Annotated in this window: 23 protein-coding genes; 3 read left to right on the top strand and 20 right to left on the bottom strand. The window is 32.4% G+C overall.

Annotation, left to right across the window (positions count from 1 at the left end; translation table 11 throughout):
• Positions 1 to 46 precede the first annotated feature (46 nt).
• The 7 genes from ACKX2A_RS06935 to ACKX2A_RS06965 form a co-directional block, all read right to left on the bottom strand.
• On the bottom strand, positions 47 to 949 hold the full coding sequence (locus tag ACKX2A_RS06935) for an LpxD N-terminal domain-containing protein (protein WP_415328616.1): 903 nt from the start codon (positions 947 to 949) through the stop codon (positions 47 to 49).
• A 198-nt stretch (positions 950 to 1,147) separates the two neighbouring features.
• Positions 1,148 to 1,714 carry an elongation factor P gene (gene efp, locus ACKX2A_RS06940; RefSeq protein ID WP_415328618.1) on the bottom strand — a complete coding sequence of 189 codons (567 nt, stop codon included), beginning with the start codon at positions 1,712 to 1,714 and terminating at the stop codon, positions 1,148 to 1,150.
• A gap of 16 nt (positions 1,715 to 1,730) precedes the next feature.
• Positions 1,731 to 2,069 (bottom strand): hypothetical protein, encoded by a 339-nt coding sequence (locus ACKX2A_RS06945; RefSeq protein WP_415328620.1) that lies wholly within the window; start codon positions 2,067 to 2,069, stop codon positions 1,731 to 1,733.
• 25 nt (positions 2,070 to 2,094) lie between these two features.
• Positions 2,095 to 2,883 carry an acyl-ACP--UDP-N-acetylglucosamine O-acyltransferase gene (lpxA, locus tag ACKX2A_RS06950; RefSeq protein WP_415328621.1) on the bottom strand — a complete coding sequence of 263 codons (789 nt, stop codon included), beginning with the start codon at positions 2,881 to 2,883 and terminating at the stop codon, positions 2,095 to 2,097.
• Positions 2,884 to 4,281 carry a bifunctional UDP-3-O-[3-hydroxymyristoyl] N-acetylglucosamine deacetylase/3-hydroxyacyl-ACP dehydratase gene (locus ACKX2A_RS06955; protein ID WP_415328622.1) on the bottom strand — a complete coding sequence of 466 codons (1,398 nt, stop codon included), beginning with the start codon at positions 4,279 to 4,281 and terminating at the stop codon, positions 2,884 to 2,886.
• Positions 4,274 to 5,305, bottom strand: a complete 1,032-nt coding sequence (gene lpxD / locus ACKX2A_RS06960) for a UDP-3-O-(3-hydroxymyristoyl)glucosamine N-acyltransferase (protein WP_415328623.1) — start codon at positions 5,303 to 5,305, stop codon at positions 4,274 to 4,276. The genes ACKX2A_RS06955 and lpxD overlap by 8 nt, the downstream gene beginning before the upstream one ends.
• A 72-nt stretch (positions 5,306 to 5,377) precedes the next feature.
• Entirely contained in the window at positions 5,378 to 6,604 is a 1,227-nt protein-coding gene (locus tag ACKX2A_RS06965) for an HD domain-containing protein (RefSeq protein WP_415328625.1), read from the bottom strand.
• Positions 6,605 to 6,976: 372 nt separating this feature from the next.
• Here ACKX2A_RS06965 and ACKX2A_RS06970 point away from each other — a divergent pair, with 372 nt between their 5' ends.
• The 3 genes from ACKX2A_RS06970 (at position 6,977) to ACKX2A_RS06980 (ending at position 11,154) form a co-directional block, all read left to right on the top strand.
• Positions 6,977 to 8,617, top strand: a complete 1,641-nt coding sequence (locus ACKX2A_RS06970) for a S41 family peptidase (protein ID WP_415328627.1) — start codon at positions 6,977 to 6,979, stop codon at positions 8,615 to 8,617.
• Positions 8,618 to 8,749: 132 nt separating this feature from the next.
• Positions 8,750 to 10,294: a PglZ domain-containing protein gene (locus ACKX2A_RS06975; protein WP_415328629.1), complete on the top strand. Its 1,545-nt coding sequence runs from the start codon at positions 8,750 to 8,752 to the stop codon at positions 10,292 to 10,294.
• A 95-nt stretch (positions 10,295 to 10,389) separates the two neighbouring features.
• The gene (locus ACKX2A_RS06980; RefSeq protein ID WP_415328631.1) at positions 10,390 to 11,154 is read left to right on the top strand and encodes an exodeoxyribonuclease III; all 765 of its coding nucleotides are present in this window, start codon (positions 10,390 to 10,392) and stop codon (positions 11,152 to 11,154) included.
• A gap of 55 nt (positions 11,155 to 11,209) precedes the next feature.
• Here the strand turns inward: ACKX2A_RS06980 and ACKX2A_RS06985 are convergent, their stop codons facing one another.
• The 13 genes from ACKX2A_RS06985 to ACKX2A_RS07045 all read right to left on the bottom strand — a co-directional run bounded on the left by ACKX2A_RS06985 (position 11,210) and on the right by ACKX2A_RS07045 (position 24,170).
• A complete protein-coding gene (locus tag ACKX2A_RS06985) occupies positions 11,210 to 11,581 on the bottom strand; it encodes a septal ring lytic transglycosylase RlpA family protein (RefSeq protein ID WP_415328633.1) in 372 nt (123 codons plus the stop codon).
• Between the two features lie 548 nt (positions 11,582 to 12,129).
• Positions 12,130 to 12,888, bottom strand: a complete 759-nt coding sequence (locus ACKX2A_RS06990) for a hypothetical protein (RefSeq protein WP_415328635.1) — start codon at positions 12,886 to 12,888, stop codon at positions 12,130 to 12,132.
• A gap of 17 nt (positions 12,889 to 12,905) precedes the next feature.
• Positions 12,906 to 13,589 (bottom strand): hypothetical protein, encoded by a 684-nt coding sequence (locus ACKX2A_RS06995; RefSeq protein ID WP_415328636.1) that lies wholly within the window; start codon positions 13,587 to 13,589, stop codon positions 12,906 to 12,908.
• Positions 13,590 to 14,001: 412 nt separating this feature from the next.
• On the bottom strand, positions 14,002 to 15,303 hold the full coding sequence (gene rimO / locus ACKX2A_RS07000; RefSeq protein WP_415328638.1) for a 30S ribosomal protein S12 methylthiotransferase RimO: 1,302 nt from the start codon (positions 15,301 to 15,303) through the stop codon (positions 14,002 to 14,004).
• Between the two features lie 94 nt (positions 15,304 to 15,397).
• A complete protein-coding gene (gene rfbC, locus ACKX2A_RS07005; RefSeq protein WP_415328639.1) occupies positions 15,398 to 15,943 on the bottom strand; it encodes a dTDP-4-dehydrorhamnose 3,5-epimerase in 546 nt (181 codons plus the stop codon).
• Between the two features lie 41 nt (positions 15,944 to 15,984).
• Positions 15,985 to 16,557: a sugar transferase gene (locus tag ACKX2A_RS07010; RefSeq protein ID WP_415328641.1), complete on the bottom strand. Its 573-nt coding sequence runs from the start codon at positions 16,555 to 16,557 to the stop codon at positions 15,985 to 15,987.
• 10 nt (positions 16,558 to 16,567) lie between these two features.
• Positions 16,568 to 17,704: an aminotransferase class I/II-fold pyridoxal phosphate-dependent enzyme gene (locus tag ACKX2A_RS07015; protein WP_415328643.1), complete on the bottom strand. Its 1,137-nt coding sequence runs from the start codon at positions 17,702 to 17,704 to the stop codon at positions 16,568 to 16,570.
• A gap of 9 nt (positions 17,705 to 17,713) precedes the next feature.
• Complete coding sequence (locus ACKX2A_RS07020) at positions 17,714 to 18,310, bottom strand: acetyltransferase (RefSeq protein ID WP_415328645.1); 597 nt, start codon at positions 18,308 to 18,310, stop codon at positions 17,714 to 17,716.
• 11 nt (positions 18,311 to 18,321) lie between these two features.
• Entirely contained in the window at positions 18,322 to 18,870 is a 549-nt protein-coding gene (locus ACKX2A_RS07025; RefSeq protein WP_415328646.1) for a sugar transferase, read from the bottom strand.
• Between the two features lie 45 nt (positions 18,871 to 18,915).
• Positions 18,916 to 20,073 (bottom strand): glycosyltransferase family 4 protein, encoded by a 1,158-nt coding sequence (locus ACKX2A_RS07030; protein ID WP_415328648.1) that lies wholly within the window; start codon positions 20,071 to 20,073, stop codon positions 18,916 to 18,918.
• On the bottom strand, positions 20,057 to 21,130 hold the full coding sequence (locus ACKX2A_RS07035; RefSeq protein WP_415328650.1) for a hypothetical protein: 1,074 nt from the start codon (positions 21,128 to 21,130) through the stop codon (positions 20,057 to 20,059). Before ACKX2A_RS07035 ends, ACKX2A_RS07030 begins: the two co-directional genes overlap by 17 nt.
• 7 nt (positions 21,131 to 21,137) lie before the next feature.
• Positions 21,138 to 23,030 (bottom strand): asparagine synthase (glutamine-hydrolyzing), encoded by a 1,893-nt coding sequence (asnB, locus tag ACKX2A_RS07040; RefSeq protein WP_415328651.1) that lies wholly within the window; start codon positions 23,028 to 23,030, stop codon positions 21,138 to 21,140.
• A 3-nt stretch (positions 23,031 to 23,033) separates the two neighbouring features.
• The gene (locus tag ACKX2A_RS07045) at positions 23,034 to 24,170 is read right to left on the bottom strand and encodes a hypothetical protein (RefSeq protein WP_415328652.1); all 1,137 of its coding nucleotides are present in this window, start codon (positions 24,168 to 24,170) and stop codon (positions 23,034 to 23,036) included.
• Between the last annotated feature and the right edge of the window lie 5 nt (positions 24,171 to 24,175).

Below are 24,175 nucleotides of genomic sequence, written 5' to 3' on the forward strand. Positions count from 1 at the left end.
AATTTAATTAAATTTCTTTGATTAAAGATAAATCTAAACAATTTGTTTATTTGAGATTTCTCAGTTTTACCTCTTTCTTCAGATATGTTTTAAAATCCTCTGCGAACATTCCTATATAAGTACCTTTTTCAAGGTCTCTGTTGACTCCGGTTTTGCCTAAAAGTACAGATCCGCTTTCTATTTTGTTTCCAGATGCGATACCAACTTGTCCCCACAAAGTAACTTCGTCACCGATCACGCAACATCCTGCGATTCCTACTTGTGAAGCAATCAGACATTTTTTACCGATAATCGTATCGTGACCAATCTGAATTTGGTTGTCTAAAACAGAACCCTCACCAATGATTGTAGAATCTGTAACCCCTCTGTCGATGGTACATCCGTTTCCGATTTCTACATTGTTTTCGATAACCACATTTCCCACAGAGATTAAACGGTCGAAATTTCCATTTATTTTTCTGTAATAAAAAGCGTCTCCACCTAAAACTGTATTCGATTGAATTACCACATTATCGCCGATAACTGTTCTGTCACCGATCACAACATTTGGGAAAATAAGCGTGTTTTTTCCAATAACAACATTATTTCCTATGACAGCAGTACGATGGATTTTTGTTCCTTCACCAATTTCTACATCGTGAAGTTCTTCCGTGAAATTATATATTCTCGTAAAATGAGTATTGATTTTATTGAAATCTCTGAAAGGATCATCTGAAACCAATAATGCTTTTCCTTCCGGACATTCTACTTCTTTATCAATTAAAATAATAGTAGCAGCAGAATTTAAAGCTTTATCATAATATTTTGGATGGTTTACGAAAACGATATCTCCAGGTCTTACCATATGGATTTCGTTTGTTCCTAATACCTGAAAATCTTCAGAACCAATAAATTTAGCTCCAATAAGATCTGCAATAGTTTTCAGTTTTTGTGGCTGATGAAACGTCATATTTTTTTAATGATGTTTTTAAATTTTCAACCGTGTCAAGGTTTGAAATCTTGACACGGTTTTGTTTTTTCGCAAAATAATTAAAATTGGACTGCATCCAATTCTGTATTAAATCGTCCCTTCGGGACTCTTTACTGCTTTATAAAACAAAATTCGGAATGCAATAGCAAACCGAATTTATGTAAATTTTATTTAAATTTATTCTTTTACTCTTTCTAAGTAAGAACCATCTTCAGTGCTCACTTTTATTTTGTCTCCCGGCTCGATGAACAAAGGAACCATTACTCTTGCTCCTGTTTCAACGATAGCGTTTTTAAGAGCGTTTGTTGCTGTGTTTCCTTTCACACCCGGATCTGCTTCTATAACTTCTAAATAAACAGACTGCGGTAATTCAGCAGAAAGCGGAGTTTCGTCTACCTCCTTCAAAATGATTGTCACCTCTTCACCAGCTTTCATCAGGTTTGAGTTTTCAATCATGTCCTTATTTAGATATAATTGAGAGAAGTCATCATTGTTCATGAAGTGGAATCCGTTCTCATCATCATAAAGATACTGGAATTTTCTTGTGATAACTTTTACCTCTTCGATTTTGTGACCTGCAGAGAAAGTATTATCAATTACTTTTCCGTTTGTTACAGATTTTAATTTTGTTCTAACGAAAGCAGGACCTTTTCCCGGTTTTACGTGAAGGAACTCGATTACTTTAAAAATATCGTTGCTGTACTCAATACAAAGTCCTTTTCTGATATCGTTACTTGTTGCCATTAATTTTTGTATGTATTTATTTTCTTTTTTTTATTTCAATGCCCTGTCCCTGAGGAAGCATTCTGTTGAATGTATTGTTATTGAAAGTATTGACATTATTATTCAATCTGTTTACATTCGTCTGAATTTCAGAATTATACTGATTGGCTGTTCCTAAAACGGAACTTCCTCCCATATTCTGCTGTTTCAGAATATTGTTTAAATTATTCTTAGCAATACTATCATTAGACTTTTCAGGAAGCCTTCTTTCCATTATGGAAACACCCGTCGTTTTTTCACTTTTAACAACTTCTGATTGCTGTCCCCAAACTATTGAGATTGTGGAAAACATAAATACTAGAGTTAAAACTTTCATTTGCTAGGTGTTTTTAGTTTATAAATTATTCCTTTCCAGTCCCGTATCCTTTTACGATACCTCTTGGAGAGTTCTGAATAAATTGTAAAATCTCATCTCTTTCAGCAGTAGGAAGCATTTCTTTTTCAATATAGTTAATTGCTTGAGAAACGTTCATTTTCATCTGGAAAATCGCTCTGTAGATCTTCTGAATTTCAAAGATTTTTTCGTTTGTAAAACCTCTTCTTCTCAAACCAACAGAATTGATACCCGCATAAGACATCGGCTCTCTCGCTACTTTCACGTAAGGCGGAATATCTTTTCTCACCAAAGTACCTCCAGAAATCATTACGTGTTTTCCGATCTTACCAAACTGATGAACAGCTGATAAACCTCCCATTACAGTGTAATCTCCGATTTCTACGTGCCCTGCTATTCCACAACCGTTTACAATAATAACGTGATCTCCGATAACGCAATCGTGGGCGATGTGAGATGTTGCCATAATCAGACAGTTTTTTCCAACTTTTGTGTAACCAAGAGCTTTTGTACCTCTATTTACTGTTACACATTCTCTGATTGTAGTATCATCTCCAATGATCGTCTGTGTATCTTCACCATCGAATTTAAGATCCTGAGGAATCGCAGAAATTACTGTCCCTGGAAAAATTCTGCAATTTTTACCAATTCTTGCACCATCCATGATGGTAACATTGGGACCAATCCATGTTCCTTCCCCTATTTCTACATCCCCTGCAATGGTAGTAAATGGTTCTACGATTACATTTTTGCTGATTTTCGCACGTTTATCTACGGCTGCTAATTGATGAATCATTTAATCAACTTTATTTTTTGCAACTTGGGCCATTAGTTCTGCTTCTACAGCTACCGTATCTCCTACGTAACCATAACCTTGCATATGAACGATTCCTCTTCTGATAGGCTCTATTAATTCAATCTTGAAAATAAGCGTATCTCCAGGAATTACTTTTCTCTTGAATTTTACTTTATCAATTTTAATAAAGTAAGTAGAGTAATTTTCGGGATCCGGAACACTTGCCAATACAAGAATTCCTCCCGTTTGTGCTAAAGCTTCTACTTGTAAAACTCCCGGCATTACAGGTTCTTTCGGGAAATGTCCAACGAAGAAAGGTTCATTCATTGTAACATTTTTAAGACCTACAACGTGAGAATCTGAAAGTTCAAGAATTTTATCAATCAACAAAAACGGCGGTCTGTGAGGCATCAACTTCATGATTCCGTTGATATCGAAAACCGGTTCTTTTGTTAAATCAAAATCAGGAACGTTTTTCTTTTTCTGCAATTTCCACTGACGGTTCAGTTTTTTAGCAAATTGAGTATTAACAAAATGCCCTGGTTTATTGGCAATTACTTTACCTTTTATTTTCACTCCAGCCAAAGCTAAATCACCAATGACATCTAGTAATTTATGTCTCGCAGCTTCGTTTGGATAGTTTAGATTCAAATTATCAAGAATTCCGTTTGGTCTGATTGATACATTATCTTTACCAAAAGCCTTCTTCAATTTTTCTGTCGTTTCAGGAGTAAGATCTTTATCTACATAAACGATCGCATTAGAAATATCTCCACCTTTGATCAAACCATGATCTAAAAGCATTTCTAATTCGTGTAAGAAACTGAACGTTCTTGCAGATGAAATTTCTTCTTTAAATTCTGAAATATTTTTAAGTGTAGCATTTTGCGTTCCTAAAACTTTAGTCCCAAAATCTACCATTGTTGTAATTTCGTATGTATCCGAAGGGATAATCGTAATTTCTGATCCCGTTGCAGGATCACTGTACGTAAGAACCTCTTTTACAACAAGATATTCTCTGGCCGTATTTTGCTCTACAATTCCTACGCTTTCGATAGCTTCAACAAAGAATTTTGAAGAACCATCTAAAATTGGAGGCTCGGAAGCATCCATTTCAAGGATGGCATTATCAACATCACATCCTACCAATGCAGCTAAAAGATGCTCACATGTATTGATTTTAACACCTAATTTCTCTAATGTCGTTCCTCTTTCTGTTGCTACAACATAATTAACATCAGCTTCGACTTGAGGATGTCCCTCCAAATCTGTTCTTACGAATACAAAACCTGTATTTTCTTTTGCAGGTTTTATGGTAAGTTTTACTTCTTTACCAGTGTGAAGTCCGATTCCGGAAAGTGTCACTTCTTGCTGAAGTGTTTTTTGCATATCACTCATTAGTTTTATCTTTTGAGTTATTCTCAAGATTATTTATTCTGTTTACGACTTCCGGAAGATTTCTGAAATGTACATAACTTCTTAGATAGTCGTTATAACTAATTGCCGGCGAACCGTACAATGTTTCTTTATCATTTACGCTAGAATTCACGCCACTTTGAGCCTGAATTTTAACCTGATTTCCTATTTTAATGTGACCTACAACGCCAACTTGTCCACCAATCTGGTTCCAATCACCGATTGTTGTAGAACCTGCAATTCCCGCCTGAGCTGCAATTACGTTATTTTTACCGATTTTTACATTGTGGGCAATCTGGATTAAATTATCAATCTTAGTTCCTTTTCCAATAATGGTAGAACCAATTGTAGCTCTGTCTATACTACAGTTTGAACCGATTTCAACATCATCTTCAATGATAACATTTCCCAGTTGAGGAATTTTTTTGAAACCTTCCGGAGTCGGTTGAAAACCAAATCCGTCACCTCCAATCACCGTGTTGGAATGAATCACACAATTATCACCAATAATGCAGTAATCATAAATTCTTGCACCACTGTCGATTTTACAATTCTTACCGATCTTTACACCTTTTCCGATATAAACCTGAGGATAAATCTGAGTTCCTTCCCCAATTTTAGCTTTTTCAGAAACGTATGTAAATGCACCAATGTATACTTTATCACCAAGAACGGCAGTTTCATGGATTGAAGAACCATCTTCAACACCTTCTTTTCTGCCCTGCATTTCCTGATAAAGGTTCATTAAAACCTGAAAAGAAAGGTAAGCATCCTTTACCGCAATCACGGTAGGATTATATATATCTTTTGATAAAAGTTTTTCCGAAACAATGATAACAGAGCATTTGGTAGTATCCAAATAATGGGAAAATCGATCTTGTGCTATAAAAGAAAGATGTCCTGTTTCTCCCCCTTCGATAGGTGAAACTCCAGTAATAAGCGCATTCTCGTCACCTATTATTTTTCCGTCAATAAAACTTGCAATTTGCGAAGCTGTAAATTCCATATTCTGCAAAGATAAGAAATTCTATAATTCGCAAACATTTTTTAGTTTTCGGATGTTAAATTTTAATATTATTTAAGAATTTAGGTCTGGAATATCTCTTGGGAAAGTCAGGATATATCTTGTAGTCTTGTTTACCATCAACCCTGATAAAAGCTGATCTTCCGATTCGTCCAGCCTGATTTTTTTTCCGTTTTTCTGTAACAAATAAATAGGCTGTTTTTCGGTATCGTAAGGAAGAAGTTTTCGTTTGATTTCATGAACCAATTCACTTCCATTATCGATTCCGAAAAATTCGTTGACATTTTTTACTTTTTCTTCAATGAATTCTCTACTAAAAGAGTGGGATGAAATAATCGTCTTTGGCAGATTTCTCTGAATCACACATTTACACCAATAAGACAAAATCATATCATCTGCATTTTGCCAATTCTTCATCGCCTGGATGATGTCATTATCATCCAATTGAGTAAATCTTTCTACATCTTCATCTGTTGCAGCACTTTTTCCTCGATGTAAAAAATATTGTAAATTTTCAGTTGCAGGTAAATCAACACCTTGAGAAACCAGATATTTCGCTCTTTCCAGAATTTTAACTAAAATAAATTCTGCTAAAGCCGAAGTTTTATGATAGTAAACCTGCCAATACATGAACATTCTCGCCGTTAAGAAGTTTTCGATTGAATACACCCCTTTTGCATCGATTACCAATTCTCCTTCTTCACAAACATTCATCATTGAAATTATTCGCTGAGTATTGATACTTCCTTCAGAAACTCCTGTGAAAAAGCTATCTCGCTTTAAATAATCAAGTCTATCAACATCTAATTGAGAAGAAATTAATTGATTAAAAAATTTTCTATGATATTTCCCCTGAAACATTTCAATCGCAACAGAAAGCTCTCCACCGAATTCATCATTTAATCGATTCATTAATAACAACGAAAGATTTTCATGATGCCAATCGTCCATCAACATACTTTCCAAAGCATGAGAAAACGGACCATGACCAATATCGTGCATCAAAATTGCCAACATCGCGCCTTTTTCTTCTTCCTCTGAAATTTTTACACCTTTCTGTTTCAAGGTTTCTAAAGCTGTAAACATCAAATGCATCGCACCTAAAGCATGATGAAATCTTGTGTGTGTTGCACCCGGAAAAATCAAATTCAAAAGTCCGGTCTGTCCTATTCTTCTTAATCTCTGGAAGTAAGGATGCTCGATGATATCGAATAAAATTTCATGTGGAATTTTGATAAATCCGTGTACGGGATCGTTGATGATTTTTAGCTTATTCTGCATTGAAAAGTTCAGTATTAGTAAACAAATTTAGGGATTTTAAATTTTAAAGGTGATTAATTTTTATTAAACTGTTTGTTGTTTTAAACATAATTTTCTTTGTTGAATTTTTTTTAACGCAACGTCCGCAAAGATTTTTTTAAATTGATCTGTATATTTTTCGTTCGCAAAGGCGTTTCACTCAGCAAAGGGTGGATGCAAATTTCCTTGTTTAGTTTTATTTATCAATAGGAATGGGCTTTAGCCCATTTACTCAATAAGCTTCCATCAATTGGCTTTAGCCAAAATTTATTCAATCGCGTTATTTGTGAAAATATTAGTGCAATTAGTGTTTAAGATATATCTTTGATGAAATAAAACCACGAATACTTTTTAATGAGAAAATTCTCACTCTTCATCATCTTGTTTTTCGGCTTACAATTTTCGGCGCAGAAGTTAACAGAAACCCAAAAACTGGAATCGCTTTGTAAAGTTTGGGGATTCTTAAAATATTATCATCCGAACGTTGCCAAAGGAACTTTCAACTGGGATCAGCAATTATTCCAGAAAATTAATGAGCTTGAAAATATTAATGAAAAAAATCAATTAAACGAATTATATTCCAACTGGATTGAAAGTCTGGGAAAGGTTGATAAATGCAAAAAATGTTTAAAAGAAGAAAATAAAGTTTATTTTTTAAAAAATTTCGATTTAAGCTGGATCAACAATCCGGAAGTATTTTCTCAGAATGTAATTCAAAAATTACATTTTATTCAGAACAATAGAAATCTTGGTGAAAATCATTATTTCGGATTGAATGGAAGAAAAGTCTATTTTAGAAATGAAAATTCTTATGGTTCAAAATTTACTTCAAAGCAAACTGCTTTATTAGAATTATTCAGGTATTGGAATTATGTAGAATATTTTTTTCCCTACAAATACAAAACCGACGAAAACTGGGATGATGCTTTAAAAGAAATGATTCCAAAGTTTTTAATGATTAATAATGATGAAAATTATCATTTAACATTAGCCGAATTGGTAACCAAAGTCGATGATTCACATGCTTTTTTGTATTCAAGATTAATAAGCTTAAACCAATACGGAAGAAGAAGTGTCGCGGTTGAATATTCTTATGCCGAAGGAAAATTGGTGATAACCAAGATTAATTCTAATAAATTTAATGAAGAAAATCCGTTAAAGGTCGGCGATGTTATTTATGATATCAATGGTTTAACGATTCCACAAAAAGTAAATGCTTTTGGAAAATATATTCCCGCCTCGAATTCTTGGGGAAAAATTAAAAAAGTGAAAAATTTGTTTTTGATGACTAATAATGATTCAATCAATTTAAAACTGGAAAGAAACGGACAAAATCTGGCTTTAAAAGTAAAAACATATTTGTTGAAAGATATTATTTTTGAAAAGCCAATTCAGCCAGAAAAATGGAAATTTATTGATAATGAAAAGAAAATCGGTTACGTCAACATGGGAATTATTGAAAAGGCAGATCTTGATGAAATGTACAGCCAATTAAAATCAACCGAATCCATCATTTTTGATTTAAGAAATTATCCAAAAATGACGATTTTACCACTAAGTGTATTGTTACTTCCAGAAAGTTCAATTTATTATCAATTTAATTTTCCTGAGACAAAATATTTGAGTAAATTTTATAGCCGAAAAAATCCTATAGGAAAACACAATTCTGAATATTATAAAGGCAACGTCGTTGTTTTGGTTGATGAAAATACACAAAGTCAGGCCGAAACGACTACAATGATGTTTAAGCAACATCCAAGAGCAAAAATTATTGGGAGTAATACTTCCGGCGCAAACGGTGATGTCATAAAATTTCACATTGCGGATCTGGAAACCAGTTTTACTGGATTGGGAGCATATTATCCGAACGGAAAAGAGACACAGCGAATCGGGATTATTCCTGATATTATTATAAAGCCCACCGTCAAAGGAATTCAGGAAGGAAAAGACGAAGTTCTGGAAAGGGCTTTGGAATATATAAAAAATGGTGAGTAAATGAAACAAAAAGATTAATATTTCGTTATGGTTTCATTTAACTTATATTTAACTTTATATCTGCTTATTTTGGCAGATTTTAGAAAGAATTGGTCAACAATTTGATACTATTAACCATGTAAAAAATAAATTATGTCGGAAAAGATATTATGGATAGATGATGAAATAGATTTACTTAAACCTCACATCGTATTCCTTGAAAAAAAAGGATATCAGGTAATGCCTGTAAACAACGTGAATGAGGCACTTGAATTAATGGATTCAGAAAAATTTGCATTAACACTTATTGATGAAAATATGCCCGGAATTTCGGGGCTAGAAGCCATTCCTATGATTAAGGAGAAAGATAATTCCCTTAAAATTGTAATGGTGACAAAAAGTGAGGAGGAACACATTATGGAGGAAGCCATCGGGTCACAGATAGCCGATTATATTTTGAAGCCTGTAAATCCGAACCAGATTTTATTATCATTAAAGAAGAATCTTCAACAGGATAATTTGGTAGAACAAAAAACAATTCTGCAATATCAGCAGGAGTTTAGAAATCTTTCTATGGAATTGTCTTATTTAAGAACATATCAGGATTGGGCTGAATATTATAAGAAAATTCTTAATTGGGAAATTAAGTTTGATAAAGTAACAGATAACGAATTTGCAGATCTTTTACAATCTCAGAAAGAAGAAGCAAATATCCAGTTCGCAAAATTTATCGAAAAAAATTACGAAGATTGGCTGCAAGGTTCAGAAAAGCCAATTATGAGTCATACACTTTTCAAAGAAAAGGTGAAGCCGGAAGTTGAAAAAGAAAAAGTGCTTCTTTTGATGGTCGATAACCTTCGTTACGATCAATGGAAAGTAATTGAGCCTTTGTTTACAAAATATTATAACAAGGTTTCAGAAGATTACTACTATAGTATTCTTCCTACAGCGACTCAATATGCGAGAAACTCATTTTTTGCCGGCTTAATGCCTTCTGAAATCGAAAAACGTTTTCCTGATAAATGGTTTAATGACAATGAGGAAGGAAATAAAAATGAATTTGAGCGTGATTTCCTTGAAGATCAAATGAAAAGAATTGGTTTAGGTTCTAAATCGATGAAATATTTGAAAGTTTTAAATGCCGATTTCGAAAGAAAAATTTACGATGATTTCAATCAGCATAAAAACAACGACCTTTTGGTGATTGTTTACAACTTTATTGATATTCTTTCTCACGCGAAAACAGATAATCATATTGTAGATCAGTTGATTCGTGATGATAAAACTTTCAGATCATTGACATTGAACTGGTTTGAAAATTCATCATTAATGAAAATTATCAAAGTAGCAGCGGAAAACGGCTTTAAATTAGTGATTACAACCGACCACGGAACAGTTTACGTTAAAAAACCAAGCAAGGTGGTTGGAGACAGAGAAACGTCAACAAATATTCGTTATAAAACCGGAAAAAGTTTAACCTATGATGATAGTGATGTTTGGGCAATTACAAACCCTGAGAAATTATTTTTACCTAAAGGAAATTTAAGCTCAAAATATATTTTCGCTAAGAATAATATTTTCCTGGCGTATCCTAAAAATTATAATCATTTTGTAAATTATTATAAAGAAACATACCAACATGGAGGAATTTCATTGGAAGAATGTATTATTCCTTTCAGTATTTTAGAACCCAAGTAGTTTTTTCATAGTTTATTTACTCTTGGGTTGTAAGGGTGGAAGCGGAAAAAGTCAAATGATTTTTTCCGCTTCTTTTTTATTAATATTTTTGAGCTATGAAATTAATCACTTATAACGTAAACGGAATCAGAGCCGCTTTTACCAAAGACTTTTTAGGCTGGCTTAAAACTGCAGATCCGGATATTATCTGCATTCAGGAGAGCAAAGCAGGAAACGACCAAATAGACATCGAAAGTCTTGAGAAACTGGGATATCACAGTTACTGGCATTCGGCGGTAAGAAAAGGCTACAGCGGCGTTGGAATTGCATCTAAAATCAAACCCAATCATGTTGAATACGGTTGCGGTATCGAAAGCTACGATAATGAAGGCAGAATCATTCGTGCAGACTATGATGGATTTTCGGCGATTTCAGTATATGTACCATCTGCTTCGAATATTGAAAGATTAGAATTTAAAATGCAATTCTGTCATGATTTTCTAGCTTACATAAAAGAATTAAAGAAAACGATTCCTAATCTTATTATTTCCGGAGATTTTAATATTTGTCATGAAGAGATTGATATTCACAATCCAGTTGGTTTAAAGAATGTTTCCGGCTTCTTACCTATGGAAAGAGAATGGATGACAGATTTCATTAATGAATGTGAATTAATCGACAGTTTCAGGTTTTTTAATAATGAACCCGACAATTATACCTGGTGGAGCTATCGACAAAATTCAAGAGAAAGAAATAAAGGCTGGAGATTAGATTATAACTTCACTTCTTACAGTTTAAAAGACAAACTTTCCAGAGCTGTAATTCTGAAAGAAGCAGTACATTCCGATCATTGCCCGGCTTTGGTAGAATTAAGCCTTTAATACAAAGCAAAAAGCCAACTTAGTAGTTGGCTTTTTTTAATTTAAATCATAAAATTTAATCGACAATTTCATATTCCACCGGAATTGTACCTCTATTGGTATCTCCGATTTCATCGAACGCAGCTTTAGACATATCTAAAGATCTTGATGAATGGTAAGGTCCTCTATCATTTACTTTCACAATTACCTCTTTACCATTATTAAGGTTCGTTACCTTAATGTTTGTTCCAAATGGAAGCGTTCTGTTTGCTGCGGTAAACTTTGCGTTATCAAAGATTTCTCCGCTTGCAGTTTTTCTACCGTTAAACTTATCGTGGTAGTACGATGCATAACTTGTTTTTTTCGCATCTGTGGCATTCATTTTGAAAGAATAAATACCAAAGGTTGAAATCATCATTATGATTACGAGAATGAATCTTTTCATCATTTTGAACTTTTATTGGTTTTGACAGGGCAAATGTATCAGGAATCTTCTTAAGAACCTATTCTATTTGTTAACAAACGTTAATAAAAAACTAATATTATCTTAAATAGTTCTGTAATTCCCTATTAATAGGGCATTTAGATACTATTGTTAAAAAGTGTTAAAAAAGAAATAAAAAAGTTAACAATTTTAACTAATTTCTGTACAATTTTTCTTTTATAATTTTTCAAAAGTTTAAAAATCAAGCATTTAACTTTTATTATGATTTTTAAGTAACATTTAAATGTTTTAAAATCATATTTTTTATTTCATTTAATTTTAACTGATGAACTAACAAATTAATTCTGGAATTGGTTATATCAAAAAAGTATATAAAGGTTTTCCTTTCCTTCTATTCTTTATAATAAATAATAAAATAATTAAACCTATGATTTTACTTTTAAAAATTTAATAATTGAATATGCTTAAGAATTCTAAATTAAACTCTACCAGGTAAAACAAAAAACCGATGAATAAATCATCGGTTTTATATATAAAGAATAAATTTCTTATTATTTAGTATACTCAACTATATAGTCGTAAGTACCAGCCGGATAAACTACAGACATACTTGGAGAACCAGTAATTAGATTACCGTTTGTAATATCATAAGAATAAACTCCGTTTGCAAAAACACTTCCTGTACCAGCTTTGAATACTGTTACTCTGTAAATTCCAGCAGTAGCAGTAGCGGGAATAGGAAACCCTCCTGCAGGACTATATGCTGTAGGAGATGTAGAAGTTCCGTTTGTAGTAAATGTTCCTTTTCTAGCGTAAATAGTATTACCGTTGATCGCTGTATTTGTAGGAGTTTCAGCAGAAGCTACATTTACTCTTGGATTTCCGCCGATTGGAACCCAGACTCCAGAAGTTACATTACCATTAGCATTTCCATTTGGATTAGAAAAATAATAAAATCCTTGTGTTAAATTTGCTGTTTGAGTAGTCAAAGCTGGATCAGCTGTCGTACCAGTAGTAGCAGTATTATAAACTACCATACCATCAAAATAAGAAGGGAATGTGATACCATCAGCACCTCCAGAAGGAGTTGTATCAAATCTGAACAATCTTAAATCTGTATTAGGGAATACTAAACCTTTTCCAATGCTATTTGATGATGAAGCACTAGTATTAAAATTTGTACTTGCATCCAAAAAAGCATTAGTATCTCCAATATTATTAGCAACCAACTGATTAGAGTTAACTTGCGCTGAAACTTTTGCTAATGAAATAGAAGCAAAAAGGACTATATATAGACTAAATTTTTTCATTATTATTTATGTTTTTATTAATTAAACGAAATAGAAACCCATGTAGTACCATCACTAACAAAAGCTTTTGCTCTATTTTGAGCCATTGAACCAACTAATGCCGTAGGAGCACCACCAGCATTTTGTACAGTTAATGTACCTGTACCTGTATTAGCATTCGCTACATAAATTAATCTACCAACATTCGCAACAGGATCAGGTAATTCAATAGTCATAGCACCACCCCCTGTTTTAGTAATAATAAAAAAGTCAGATGCAGTTGCAGTATAGGTCGCAGAATTGGTTAAAATTGTAACACTACCTCTAGTACCTTCATACCTTTGAACAGCTGGTGCACCTCCACCCATAGCTCTCCAAACCGCAGCTGGAGCATCATAATAATAGAATCCGGTCGCAGTAACATTCACTGTTTTACCAGTTCCTGTACCATCTGCAATACTTGATACAAATACAAGAGCACCATTTTGATTAGTTGCAGCAGTACCGTTAGCATAAGCTGCATTCTTAGCTTCTAATTGAGCTCTTGTCATACGAGGGACTAATAGCGCGTCAGGTTTAGCATTACCTGCTGCAGATACATCAGCTGTAATATCTAACGTACCAGCAGGGTTGGTTGTGTTAATACCAACTCGTCCTTGCTGAGCCTGAGAAACCGCTGCAAAGCCGACTAACATAGTCGCTGTTAATAAAATTTTTTTCATAAGTTTTTAAAGATTTTAAATTACATTTTTCATCAATGATATTTATATTCAAATGGGACAATATCCCAACTTGTGCTTATCTAACAAAACTTTAAAAGTTTTTTCAAGGCATTACCTTGCAACAACCGTACCAGTTTTGATTTATTTTTAAATATCTAATATTCAGAATAGAACTCTTTAAATCTATTCTTGGGGCAAAGTTAATACTTTATTATTTAATATACACAATATTAGATAGAAAAGTTTTATTAATTTAACTTACCGTTTTCGCAACCAATTGAAAATCAATAAACTAAATTAAAAATTAAAATTAATTAAATTATGTTAATTTTTATTAACTCAATAATAAATATTTTCAAAAATAATTTATTATTAAATTTATTCCTAAAAATATCAATTATATGTGAATAATTTAAACTAATTCGCCGTAAAGATCAAATTCTTCAGCTGAGGTTATCTTTACATCTGCAAAATCTCCTATAGAAATATAAGTATTTTCTGCAGACACCAGAACAGTATTATCAACATCCGGAGAATCATATTCCGTTCTACCTACAAAATAATTGCCTTCTTTTCTGTCGAATATACATTTATAAATATTACCTATTTTCTCTTGATTCTTTTCCCAAGAAATTTGAGATTGAATCTCCATGATCTCTTCTACCCTAGCTTCTTTTACTTCTTGTGGGATGTTATCTTCAAGAACATAAGCACTTGTATTTTCTTCATGAGAATATGTGAAACAACCTAATCTGTCAAACTTCTGTTCTCTTACCCAATCTTTTAATTCCTGGAAAACTTCTTCTGTTTCACCTGGATAGCCGACAATAAGGGTTGTTCTGATTGCCATATCCTGAACTTTCTCTCTGAATTTCGCTAAAAGAGCATCTGTTTTTTCGTGATTAGTTCCTCTTTTCATCGATTTCAATAAATCTGAATTGATGTGCTGCAGCGGAATATCTATATAGTTACAAACTTTCGGTTCTTCTCTGATAATATCCAAAACATCCTCCGGGAAACCACTCGGAAAAGCATAGTGAAGACGAATCCATTCAATTCCTTCTACTTTCACCAATTCTTTTAATAAATCTCCAAGAGCTCGTTTTTTATAAATATCTAAACCGTAGTAAGTAAGATCTTGAGCAATTAAAATCAATTCTTTTGTTCCTTTTTTAGCCAATTTTTGAGCTTCAACAACTAATTTTTCAATCGGAGTTGAAACGTGACCACCTCTCATTAAAGGAATTGCACAAAAAGAACAAGGTCTGTCGCAACCTTCAGAAATTTTTAAATAAGCATAATGTTTTGGAGTAGTCGTTAATCTTTCGCCAACCAATTCATGTTTGTAGTCTGCGCCTAAATGTTTTAATAAGATAGGAAGATCTCTCGTTCCGAAATATTGGTCGACGTCAGGAATTTCACGAATCAAATCTGGTTTGTATCTTTCAGAAAGACAACCCGTAACGAATACTTTTTCTACTTCGCCTCTGTTTTTAGCATCAACATAATCTAGAATTGTATTAATAGATTCTTCCTTCGCATTATCGATGAATCCGCAGGTATTGATTACCACAATATCCCCTCTGTCTTCATGAACAACCTCTTTGCCATTGGCTTTAAGCTGACTCATTAAGACTTCAGAATCATAAACATTCTTGGAACAACCAAGAGTTACAACATTAATTTTCTTCTTACCTACAGATTTTGTGCGCATCTTTTTGATTTTGAGTTTGCAAAGATACAAAATATTGATAGAGTCTTAATTAAAAAATAAAAACCACCTTAATAAAGTGGTTTTCAATGTATTTTTAATAATTCTTTTCTTTAAAGCTTGGAGCAGTTTGATCTTTTTCTGAAAGAACAGCATCTTTTTCATCAATTTTCCAGTCGATGTTGAGATCTGCATCATTGTACTTTACACTGCCTTCAGATTCTTTATTATAAAAATTATCACATTTATAAGCAAAGACAGCAGTATCAGTTAATACAGAAAAACCATGTCCGAAGCCTCTTGGAATATATAGCTGCAACTTATTTTCTTCCGTTAATTCAATTCCGAACCATTGTCCAAATGTTGGTGAATCTTCTCTTAAATCAACCGCAACATCCCAAACTTTTCCTTCGAGACAAGAAACCAGCTTTGCCTGCGAATGCTCTCCTTTTTGCAAATGAAGACCACGTAGAACTCCATAAGATGATTTAGAAATATTATCCTGAACGAAGTGACCGTTCATTCCAGTCAGTTCTTCGAATTTTTTTTCATTAAATTTTTCAAAAAAGTATCCTCTATCATCCTCAAATATTGTCGGTTCGATGATGTAGCAATCTTTTAAAGGTGTTTCTTTAATTTTCATATCTTAAATAATAGTGCAAAAATAAACTAAATAGTTGAATTTTATTTTATGAGTACTTTAAAAATAGTTTTCGTTAAAATTTTAAAATCATTAGAAAAAGACATATTTTCAAGATAATCCAGATTCATTTTTACTTTATCCGGAAACAGAATTTCATCATTATAATATAAAGGGTCTTGCTGCTGTTTTAAAAGTTCCTCTTCATTACTATACTTAATACTTGCTTCAGAAGTTATTCCCGGCTTTAAATTCAAAACTTTCCGATCTTTTCCTTTCAATATATCATAATACCCTTCAATATCTGGGCGAGGACCTACAAAGCTCATTTCACCTTTTAAAATATTAAACAATTGCGGCAGCTCATCAAGTTTATATTTTCTTAATACAGATCCTGTTTTAGAACAAAATTCATCTTTATCACGAATCGTTTTAAACTTATAAATAATGAATACCTTTCCATATTGCCCGATTCTTTTTTGAAAAAAAATTCCGTTGGAGGATGTATCAATACATGCAATAATGAATAGCAAAATCAATAAAGGAAAAAGCAATACTATTAGAATTGCAGAAAAAAAGCAATCAAAAATACCCTTCCAAAACCTGTATTGATTCATTTATTTTAGATTAATTTCCAAAGAAATCGTTGACTACTTTTGCAATCCTCACTTTCTCATCTTCAGAAAGATTCGATCCTGACGGAAGGCAAAGCCCATCACCAAATAATTTTTCTGAAACATTTGTTCCGTAATATGGTGCGTTTGCGAAAATCGGCTGCAGGTGCATAGGCTTCCACAATGGTCTGGATTCAATATTATCTTCAAGGAAAGCTAAACGAAGATCTTCTCTTGTTTTACCAACGATAGAAGGATCAACAATAATCGCAGAAAGCCAGTGATTAGAATAAAAATCAGATGATGATTCCGAGAAAACTGTTACTCCATCAATATTTTTAAAAAGATCAACATAAAAATCGTGCATTGAACGACGAGCTTCCACTCTATCCTTCAAAACTTCCATCTGTCCTCTCCCAATTCCGGCAACGATATTACTCATCCTGTAATTGAAACCAATGTGAGAATGCTGATAGTGAGGTGCGTTATCTCTTGCCTGAGTAGAAAGAAAAACTGTTTTATCCTTATCCTCCTGAGTTTTGCAAGCTAATGCGCCACCTCCAGAAGTTGTAATAATTTTGTTTCCATTAAAACTTAAAATTCCGAAACGCCCGAAGGTTCCGCAAGGTTGATTTTTGTATGTTGAACCTAAAGCTTCTGCTGCATCTTCAATTAATTCAATATTAAATTCTTTTGCAACTGCAATAATTTCGTCCATTTTTGCAGGCATCCCGTAAAGATGAACAACAATAATAGCCTTTGGCTTTTTACCTTTTTGAATTCTGTCTTCAATAGCTTCTTTTAAAGCTTTTGGGCACATATTCCATGTTTCCGGTTCGCTGTCTACAAAAACAGGAATTCCACCGCAATAAGCGATCGGGTTTGCAGATGCAGAAAACGTCATGGATTGACAGATTACCTCATCACCATATTCAACACCACATTCAACCAAAGCCAGATGGAGGGCAGCAGTTCCTGCCGACAAAGCAGCAACTTTCGAATCTTGTCCTAAAAATTTCTCAAGGTCTTCTTCAAAACCATTTACATTCGGACCTAAAGGCGCAACCCAATTTTCAGCGAAAGCTTCGTTGATATATTTTTGTTCGTTACCTCCCATGTGTGGGGATGATAACCAGATTTTTGAATTCATTTATGTATTTTAAATCTTATTTATATTTTTAATTACTCTACCCGGATTTCCAACGATTACTGAGTAGTCAGGAACATCTTTTAAAATTACAGCACCAGCACCAATTATACACCACTTACCTATTTTAATATTCTGGATTACAGTTGCACCAATACCAATATGTGAACCTTCTCCCACTTGAACGTTTCCCGCTAAAGCAGCATTAGGTGAAACATGTACAAAATTTTCGATATAACATTCGTGATCTATAGAAGCATTTGTATTTATTATACAATGTTCTCCAATGAAACTATCTGCATTGATTGTAACTCCACCCATTATTACACTTCCTTTGCCTATTTTTGACGTTGGAGAAACTATGGATCTTGAATGAATTAGAGTTTCTAAATTATTTATTATTTTACCTGCAATTTTCTTTCTGATAAGATTATCTCCAATTGTTATAATTAAAGGTATCTTTGAGTCCATTATCTTCTGAATTACAGGAAATCCATAACACTCAATTTTATTGGTATCATCATCAATAAAGGCCGTAATACTTATGCCTTTGTCAATAGCTATATCTGCTACTACTTTGCCATGTCCACTTGCACCAAATAAATACATATAACTTATTTTTAATTTCCTTTAAATGGTTCTGTTGTTGCGTGACCATCAGCATATATTCCTTCTTTTAAGAACACTTTTTTTACTGTTAAAAAAATTATTCTCAAATCTACAACAAATGAAGCATTATCTACATACCAAACATCTAATTCGAACTTTTTCGACCAAGAAATAGCATTTCTGCCATTTACCTGAGCCCATCCTGTAATGCCAGGTCTAACCTCATGTCTTCTTTTCTGATTTTCGTTATACAATTCTAAATATTCGGGCAATAAAGGTCTTGGACCAATAATCGACATATCTCCTTTTAAAACATTAATCAACTGCGGCAATTCGTCTAAAGATGTTTTGCGAACGAAAGCCCCAATCGGCGTAAGTCTTTCGCTATCTGGTAAAAGAATACCGTTTACATCTTTTTTGTCATTCATCGTTTTGAATTTTATAATACTGAAAATTCTTTCATCCTTCCCTGGTCTTCTCTGAAAGAAAAAAGGTTTCCCATTGTTTGCAATAAAAAGACCAATTAAAACAAATAAAAAAACGGGTGATAAAAGAATCATGATAATAATGGCAATAGAAAAATCAATAACCCTTTTTAAAAAAATTTATACATTGCTTTTTTCTTTTAAAAGTCTGTTATATTCGTTCAAAAGTTCGTTCCAAACGACACTTTGTTCGTATCTCTCAACAATCATTTTTCTGGCATTTAGCTTCATATTGTTGTATTCTTCATTATTTGTAAGAATAATTTTCATTGCTTCTGCTAATTTTACGTCATCTTTTACAGGTACAATAATTCCGTTTTTACCTTCAATGACAATTTCATTGCAACCGTTAATATTTGAAACAATGCTTGGAAGACCCATTGCTCCTGCCTGCATCACAACATTTGGAAATCCTTCCCTATAACTTGGAAAAACAAGCGTATTGGAAATAGCAAAATAAGGTCTTACATCCTTTTGAAAACCTACCGAAATAATATCTTGTATATTCTCAATTTTTTGTAAAGTCTCTTCGTGTAAAGGATCTAGTTCTGTTTCGAAACCTCCCACTAATAAAAGCTTCGTGTGTGCATTTCTTACTTTAGAATATGCTTTTATTAATTCATTAATACCCTTGTCTCCTACTAGTCTCCCAACAAAAATAAATACAAAATCTTCTTCTGATATTTTTAATTCTTTTTTTAATTTGGAATTATCTTCTTCTGAAAAGAGCTGAGGATCGAAAGTTTTTACAGAAATACCATTTGAACTTCCGTTTCCAATAACTTTAAGCTTATTGGGTTGAGTAAATTTATTTTCGAGAATAAAATCGTTTAATCCTTTGGAATTGGGATAAACCTTTGTTGCAAATCTGTAGGTAAGACTTTCAACGAGATTTAATACTTTTCTTTTTGTTCCCGTTGCTTCCATTAAAGGTAAGCCGGCAACTGTATGAAGCCTGATCGGAACTCCCACCAGATATGCAGCCAACATACCGACAATACCAGCCTTTGGAGTATGAGAATGTACTATATCTGGTTTTTCTTTTTTTAGAACTTTATATAATTTGTAAACAGATTTTAAATCCGTGATAGGGCTTATTGTTCTGGTCATATCTACCGTATGGGTTTTTATATTTTCTTCCTTAGCAATTGCATTCATTTCATTAATATCCGATGATATGCCAACCATCGTAAAATATTGAGACATGAATCGCAATTGTCCTTTTAAAAGTATTTTTAATGAAACCGGAACTGTAGTAATCCTAACTATTTTTTTCACCCAATTGTTGTTTTATTGAAATTATAACTCCTATCATCATAAAAGGGACAATCATAACCTTCATTCTGGAAGCCAGACCGTAGTTGTAAATATAAATTCCTATAAACAACCAAACCAATAATGACAAGATAAAATATATATTTAAAAATAAAAAATTAGCTTTTATTTTCTTTATTATAATATTGTACAAAAATACTAAAAACCAAATGATAAGTATTGCATTTTCGAAAGAATATAAATATTGAGACTTTGTAGATACATCGAAAAACAATGGTCTGAATAACATGTAGATAAGCCTTTGTAAATAACTTGTCTTCTCAACATCAATAAATGAATTTCCCTGTGCCTGAGAAAACCGATTGATTTCACTCATTAGTTTAGATAAATTGGATATATCTACAAAAGAGGATGTCACCTTAAAAAACATTAAAGAGAAGAACATAAACAAAATCGAGACAATTAATATTATTTTTTTATTTAGATATTTAAAATTTGTAATAAAATAAGCTAATAAAATATGACAGATTAAATAGGGTCTTAATAAGAATATTAGAAAACTATAGAAAAGTATATCCGCCTTTAGAAATTTATCTCTGTTTTTTACCAGACTTAGCAGTAAAAAATACATTAAAGGAAAAATTAATGCTTCTTTAAAAATACCTGTCAACCAAATATGTGCGCTCGGAATAAATAAGAGAAATAAAAATGTAAATTTTAAAAATACATTATTTTCATTATTTATTTTCTCAAAATATTTTCTAATAATATCATAGTAAGGGATAAAAGAAACAAAAGAAAAAAACAAACTTAATATAAGGAAATTACTGAAAATATTCACCAGTAATGAAGTTACCAAAAGTATTCCTCTTCCTGGAACTAGTAAATATGGTAAATCCTTTGATAGATTAACTTCTAAACCTCTCGTATAATATTCAACAGAATCGAGAAGATTTCCTTTATTAATAATATTATTAAAATAGAAACAAAGCAAATGCTCCAGGAGTACCAAAAACAATAATATATTTTTCGCATTAATCATATCTTTGGTCACTCCCATCATTCAATTATTTTAAATAGGTTTGAAAATACCATTTCTGGAAACAGTAAAATGTCCATACTTTAAAAGCATTATCCTGAATTCCATTTAAATGATTATCTACAAGCCTTAGAATTTCATTAAAATTGAAAATGTTTTGTTCCTCTATTTTTGATTTTTGTACGTAAGATAGAAGCTCTTCCTTAAGCCCGGATTTCATCCAATCTCCTACCGGAACCCCAAAACCTTTTTTGGATTTTTCTAAAAACCCATTTGGAAAAACATCTTCAAACGCTTTCTTCAAAATGTGTTTTTTGCTATTTCCATTTATCAGGTATTTCTCTGGTAATTGTTTTGTAAATTCCCAAATTTCTTTGTTCAGAAACGGAGCTCTGGATTCTAAAGAAGTAAGCATACTCGTTCTATCTACTTTCACCAGCATATCTCCTTCAAGACTCATCATTTTATCAACCTCACGAAAATCAGTAAGACTTTTGGGTTTTTGTAATTTAGATTTATAATACTCAACTGAATTATCAGAAATATAATTTGTTTTTAAAATCTTATCCAAATCATTTTTTTGAAAACCAAGTTTTACAATATTATAAAAGAAATCACCCGAGTAGCTGATTGAATCTAATGCTTTTTTTACCTTAAATTTGAATCCTCTCTTATCTTCTTTTTGTGCCAAAAAATGATTGGAAATTTTTAGAAGTTTGTTATGTGATTTTTCTGAAATAAAATTAGTATATCGTTGATTAATTTTCCCAATAAGATACTTATTGTATCCTCCAAAAACTTCGTCTCCACCATCGCCCGTTAAAGCAACCTTCACATGTTGGCTTGTCTTTTGCGCCACCAAAAAACTCGGTAAAGCAGAAGAATCTGCAAAAGGCTCATCAAAATTTAGAAGAATCTCGTCCAAATTTTCAGCAAAATCTTTTTCACCAATAATAAATTCGTGATGATTGCTATTAATTAATTTGGCTATTGTTTGTGATCTGTCTGTTTCATCAAAAGATTTTTTCTCGAAACCAATCGAAAAAGTATTAATTTTCTGATCCAAATCTTTCGAAAGACTCCATGTCACGATAGAAGAATCTACTCCACCGGAAAGGAAAGTTCCTATTGGCACATCCGAAACACTTCTGCTGTTTACACTTTTCTCAACGAGGTTTCTTACTTTTCTTTTTGCTTCCTCGAATCCGATCTCTATTTTTTTTTGATTTTTCTGGCTTTCAGAAATCTGATGAATCTTGAAATCTAAATTTTGTACATCTATTTCCAGAAAGCTGTTTGCTTCCAGCTTACGAACATTTTCATAAATCGAGAAAGGCGCCGGAATATAAGTAAGCTGAAAAAACAGATTAAGGCCTGTATTTGAAATACTCAGTTTTGAAGGTATTACAGAAGTTAAAGACTTTAATTCTGACCCCCAGATAAAATTATTTTCATCTGCAAAATAATAAAGCGGTTTTTCTCCAAAGAAATCTCTTGCTATAAAAATTTTATTCTTTGATTTATCTAAAATGCTGAAACCATACATCCCATCCAGCTTTTTAAAACCATCAGTTCCGTATTTTTCATATAGTTTTAAGATAACTTCTGTATCTGATTTTGTATGAAAATGATATCCTGCAGAAATAAGCTCTTCTTTAAGCTCTCTGTAATTGTAAATTTCACCGTTGAAAACAATTACTTTCTGCTGATCGTCAGAAAATATTGGCTGTTTACCTGAAGATAAATCTATGATTGAAAGTCTTCTCATGGCAAAGCCGAGTGCAGCGTCTCCAATATTATCAACAAAAAAACCATCTTCATCTGGCCCTCTGTGAAATATTCTCTCATTCATCAGCTCCAAGTTTTCCTGTATCTGATGAATATTTTTATTTTTTGCTATAATTCCGTTTATTCCGCACATTGTCTATTGGGTAAAATTTATGTTTTTTGAGTTTTTAAGAAAATTTCTATATTTATTCAAATTTTCATTGCGTTTTGATTTGATATTTACTGTAATGCTATAATTATTACTCAATTTATCGTCGGTTGAATATTCTTGTGAAATATATTCAAATTTGGGTTCGAATATATTAACTGATCCAGTTGCTACTTGGGCAAATTTCTTTTCTTGTCCGATAAGAAATCCTATTCCATAATTACTATAAACACAAGTAAAATTATTTAAATTAAGTTTTCCTATATTATTATCTTTACCATATAGATTTCCTAGTGAAAAAATAAATCCCGTATTTTTGTTATTATAGGCAACAATATTATCGAAATCAAGGTTTTTGATGATATTAGTATTCTGATCTGGTTCGACATCTATACCTGCCATAGGATTTGTTCCATATGCATTTGAGGTTAAAATATTTTTAAATTTAGAATTTTGCGCTGTAATAATTGACATTCCATTTCTTCTACTTTGATCAATAAAGGCCTTTAAAATAGTAATATTATTATTTTTCATACTCCAGGTAGCAGGAGCAACACCAATATATATGCCATCTCCCCAACACTCTGTAACTTTAGGTGCGTACAATAAAATATTTTCGGTGCCTCTGATTGAAATTCCCATTCCCCACTCTCCACCTTGATCTGTATGTGAAAATCTGTCTCCCTTTATATTTGCAAAAAAAACGTTTACGTTGCTTACATCATGAATTCTTAATACTTCATATTCTCTTAAGCTATTCGCCTGCAAAATTAACTGAGAATTTTTTTCAAAAAAAAGATTAGAGTTTGACTTAACTGTTAATCCTTTTGGGGAAATTAGAAGTGGAAAATCCGGGAAAATGACATTACGATTGGCATCTAATGCCTTTTGGATTACATCTGTATAATTCTTAGTTCCATTTTTCGTATACCCTTTAGGTAATATCTTTTCTATATAAAATGGATTTTTAAGTGTTTTTTTTATACTATCTCTCTCTTTAGTACTCACCATTACTAATTTTGAGTAATTTGAAGGAACAACTTTATAATCATTTTTCTGCGCATATGATTTACCAAAAAAAGATAATATAAAATTAAGTAGTAAAATAGATGTGCTATATTTCATTTCAT

Origin of the sequence: Chryseobacterium sp. MMS23-Vi53 (assembly GCF_047651245.1) — a bacterium.
Taxonomy (GTDB): Bacteria; Bacteroidota; Bacteroidia; order Flavobacteriales; family Weeksellaceae; genus Chryseobacterium.

What these genes read in the sequence shown, in the direction of transcription:
- ACKX2A_RS06935 (WP_415328616.1), bottom strand. Translation starts at nt 949, where the DNA reads ATGACGTTTCATCAGCCACAAAAACTGAAAACTATTGCAGATCTTATT.
- efp (WP_415328618.1), bottom strand. Translation starts at nt 1,714, where the DNA reads ATGGCAACAAGTAACGATATCAGAAAAGGACTTTGTATTGAGTACAGC.
- ACKX2A_RS06945 (WP_415328620.1), bottom strand. Translation starts at nt 2,069, where the DNA reads ATGAAAGTTTTAACTCTAGTATTTATGTTTTCCACAATCTCAATAGTT.
- lpxA (WP_415328621.1), bottom strand. Translation starts at nt 2,883, where the DNA reads ATGATTCATCAATTAGCAGCCGTAGATAAACGTGCGAAAATCAGCAAA.
- ACKX2A_RS06955 (WP_415328622.1), bottom strand. Translation starts at nt 4,281, where the DNA reads ATGAGTGATATGCAAAAAACACTTCAGCAAGAAGTGACACTTTCCGGA.
- lpxD (WP_415328623.1), bottom strand. Translation starts at nt 5,305, where the DNA reads ATGGAATTTACAGCTTCGCAAATTGCAAGTTTTATTGACGGAAAAATA.
- ACKX2A_RS06965 (WP_415328625.1), bottom strand. Translation starts at nt 6,604, where the DNA reads ATGCAGAATAAGCTAAAAATCATCAACGATCCCGTACACGGATTTATC.
- ACKX2A_RS06970 (WP_415328627.1), top strand. Translation starts at nt 6,977, where the DNA reads ATGAGAAAATTCTCACTCTTCATCATCTTGTTTTTCGGCTTACAATTT.
- ACKX2A_RS06975 (WP_415328629.1), top strand. Translation starts at nt 8,750, where the DNA reads ATGTCGGAAAAGATATTATGGATAGATGATGAAATAGATTTACTTAAA.
- ACKX2A_RS06980 (WP_415328631.1), top strand. Translation starts at nt 10,390, where the DNA reads ATGAAATTAATCACTTATAACGTAAACGGAATCAGAGCCGCTTTTACC.
- ACKX2A_RS06985 (WP_415328633.1), bottom strand. Translation starts at nt 11,581, where the DNA reads ATGATGAAAAGATTCATTCTCGTAATCATAATGATGATTTCAACCTTT.
- ACKX2A_RS06990 (WP_415328635.1), bottom strand. Translation starts at nt 12,888, where the DNA reads ATGAAAAAATTTAGTCTATATATAGTCCTTTTTGCTTCTATTTCATTA.
- ACKX2A_RS06995 (WP_415328636.1), bottom strand. Translation starts at nt 13,589, where the DNA reads ATGAAAAAAATTTTATTAACAGCGACTATGTTAGTCGGCTTTGCAGCG.
- rimO (WP_415328638.1), bottom strand. Translation starts at nt 15,303, where the DNA reads ATGCGCACAAAATCTGTAGGTAAGAAGAAAATTAATGTTGTAACTCTT.
- rfbC (WP_415328639.1), bottom strand. Translation starts at nt 15,943, where the DNA reads ATGAAAATTAAAGAAACACCTTTAAAAGATTGCTACATCATCGAACCG.
- ACKX2A_RS07010 (WP_415328641.1), bottom strand. Translation starts at nt 16,557, where the DNA reads ATGAATCAATACAGGTTTTGGAAGGGTATTTTTGATTGCTTTTTTTCT.
- ACKX2A_RS07015 (WP_415328643.1), bottom strand. Translation starts at nt 17,704, where the DNA reads ATGAATTCAAAAATCTGGTTATCATCCCCACACATGGGAGGTAACGAA.
- ACKX2A_RS07020 (WP_415328645.1), bottom strand. Translation starts at nt 18,310, where the DNA reads ATGTATTTATTTGGTGCAAGTGGACATGGCAAAGTAGTAGCAGATATA.
- ACKX2A_RS07025 (WP_415328646.1), bottom strand. Translation starts at nt 18,870, where the DNA reads ATGATTCTTTTATCACCCGTTTTTTTATTTGTTTTAATTGGTCTTTTT.
- ACKX2A_RS07035 (WP_415328650.1), bottom strand. Translation starts at nt 21,130, where the DNA reads ATGGGAGTGACCAAAGATATGATTAATGCGAAAAATATATTATTGTTT.
- asnB (WP_415328651.1), bottom strand. Translation starts at nt 23,030, where the DNA reads ATGTGCGGAATAAACGGAATTATAGCAAAAAATAAAAATATTCATCAG.
- ACKX2A_RS07045 (WP_415328652.1), bottom strand. Translation starts at nt 24,170, where the DNA reads ATGAAATATAGCACATCTATTTTACTACTTAATTTTATATTATCTTTT.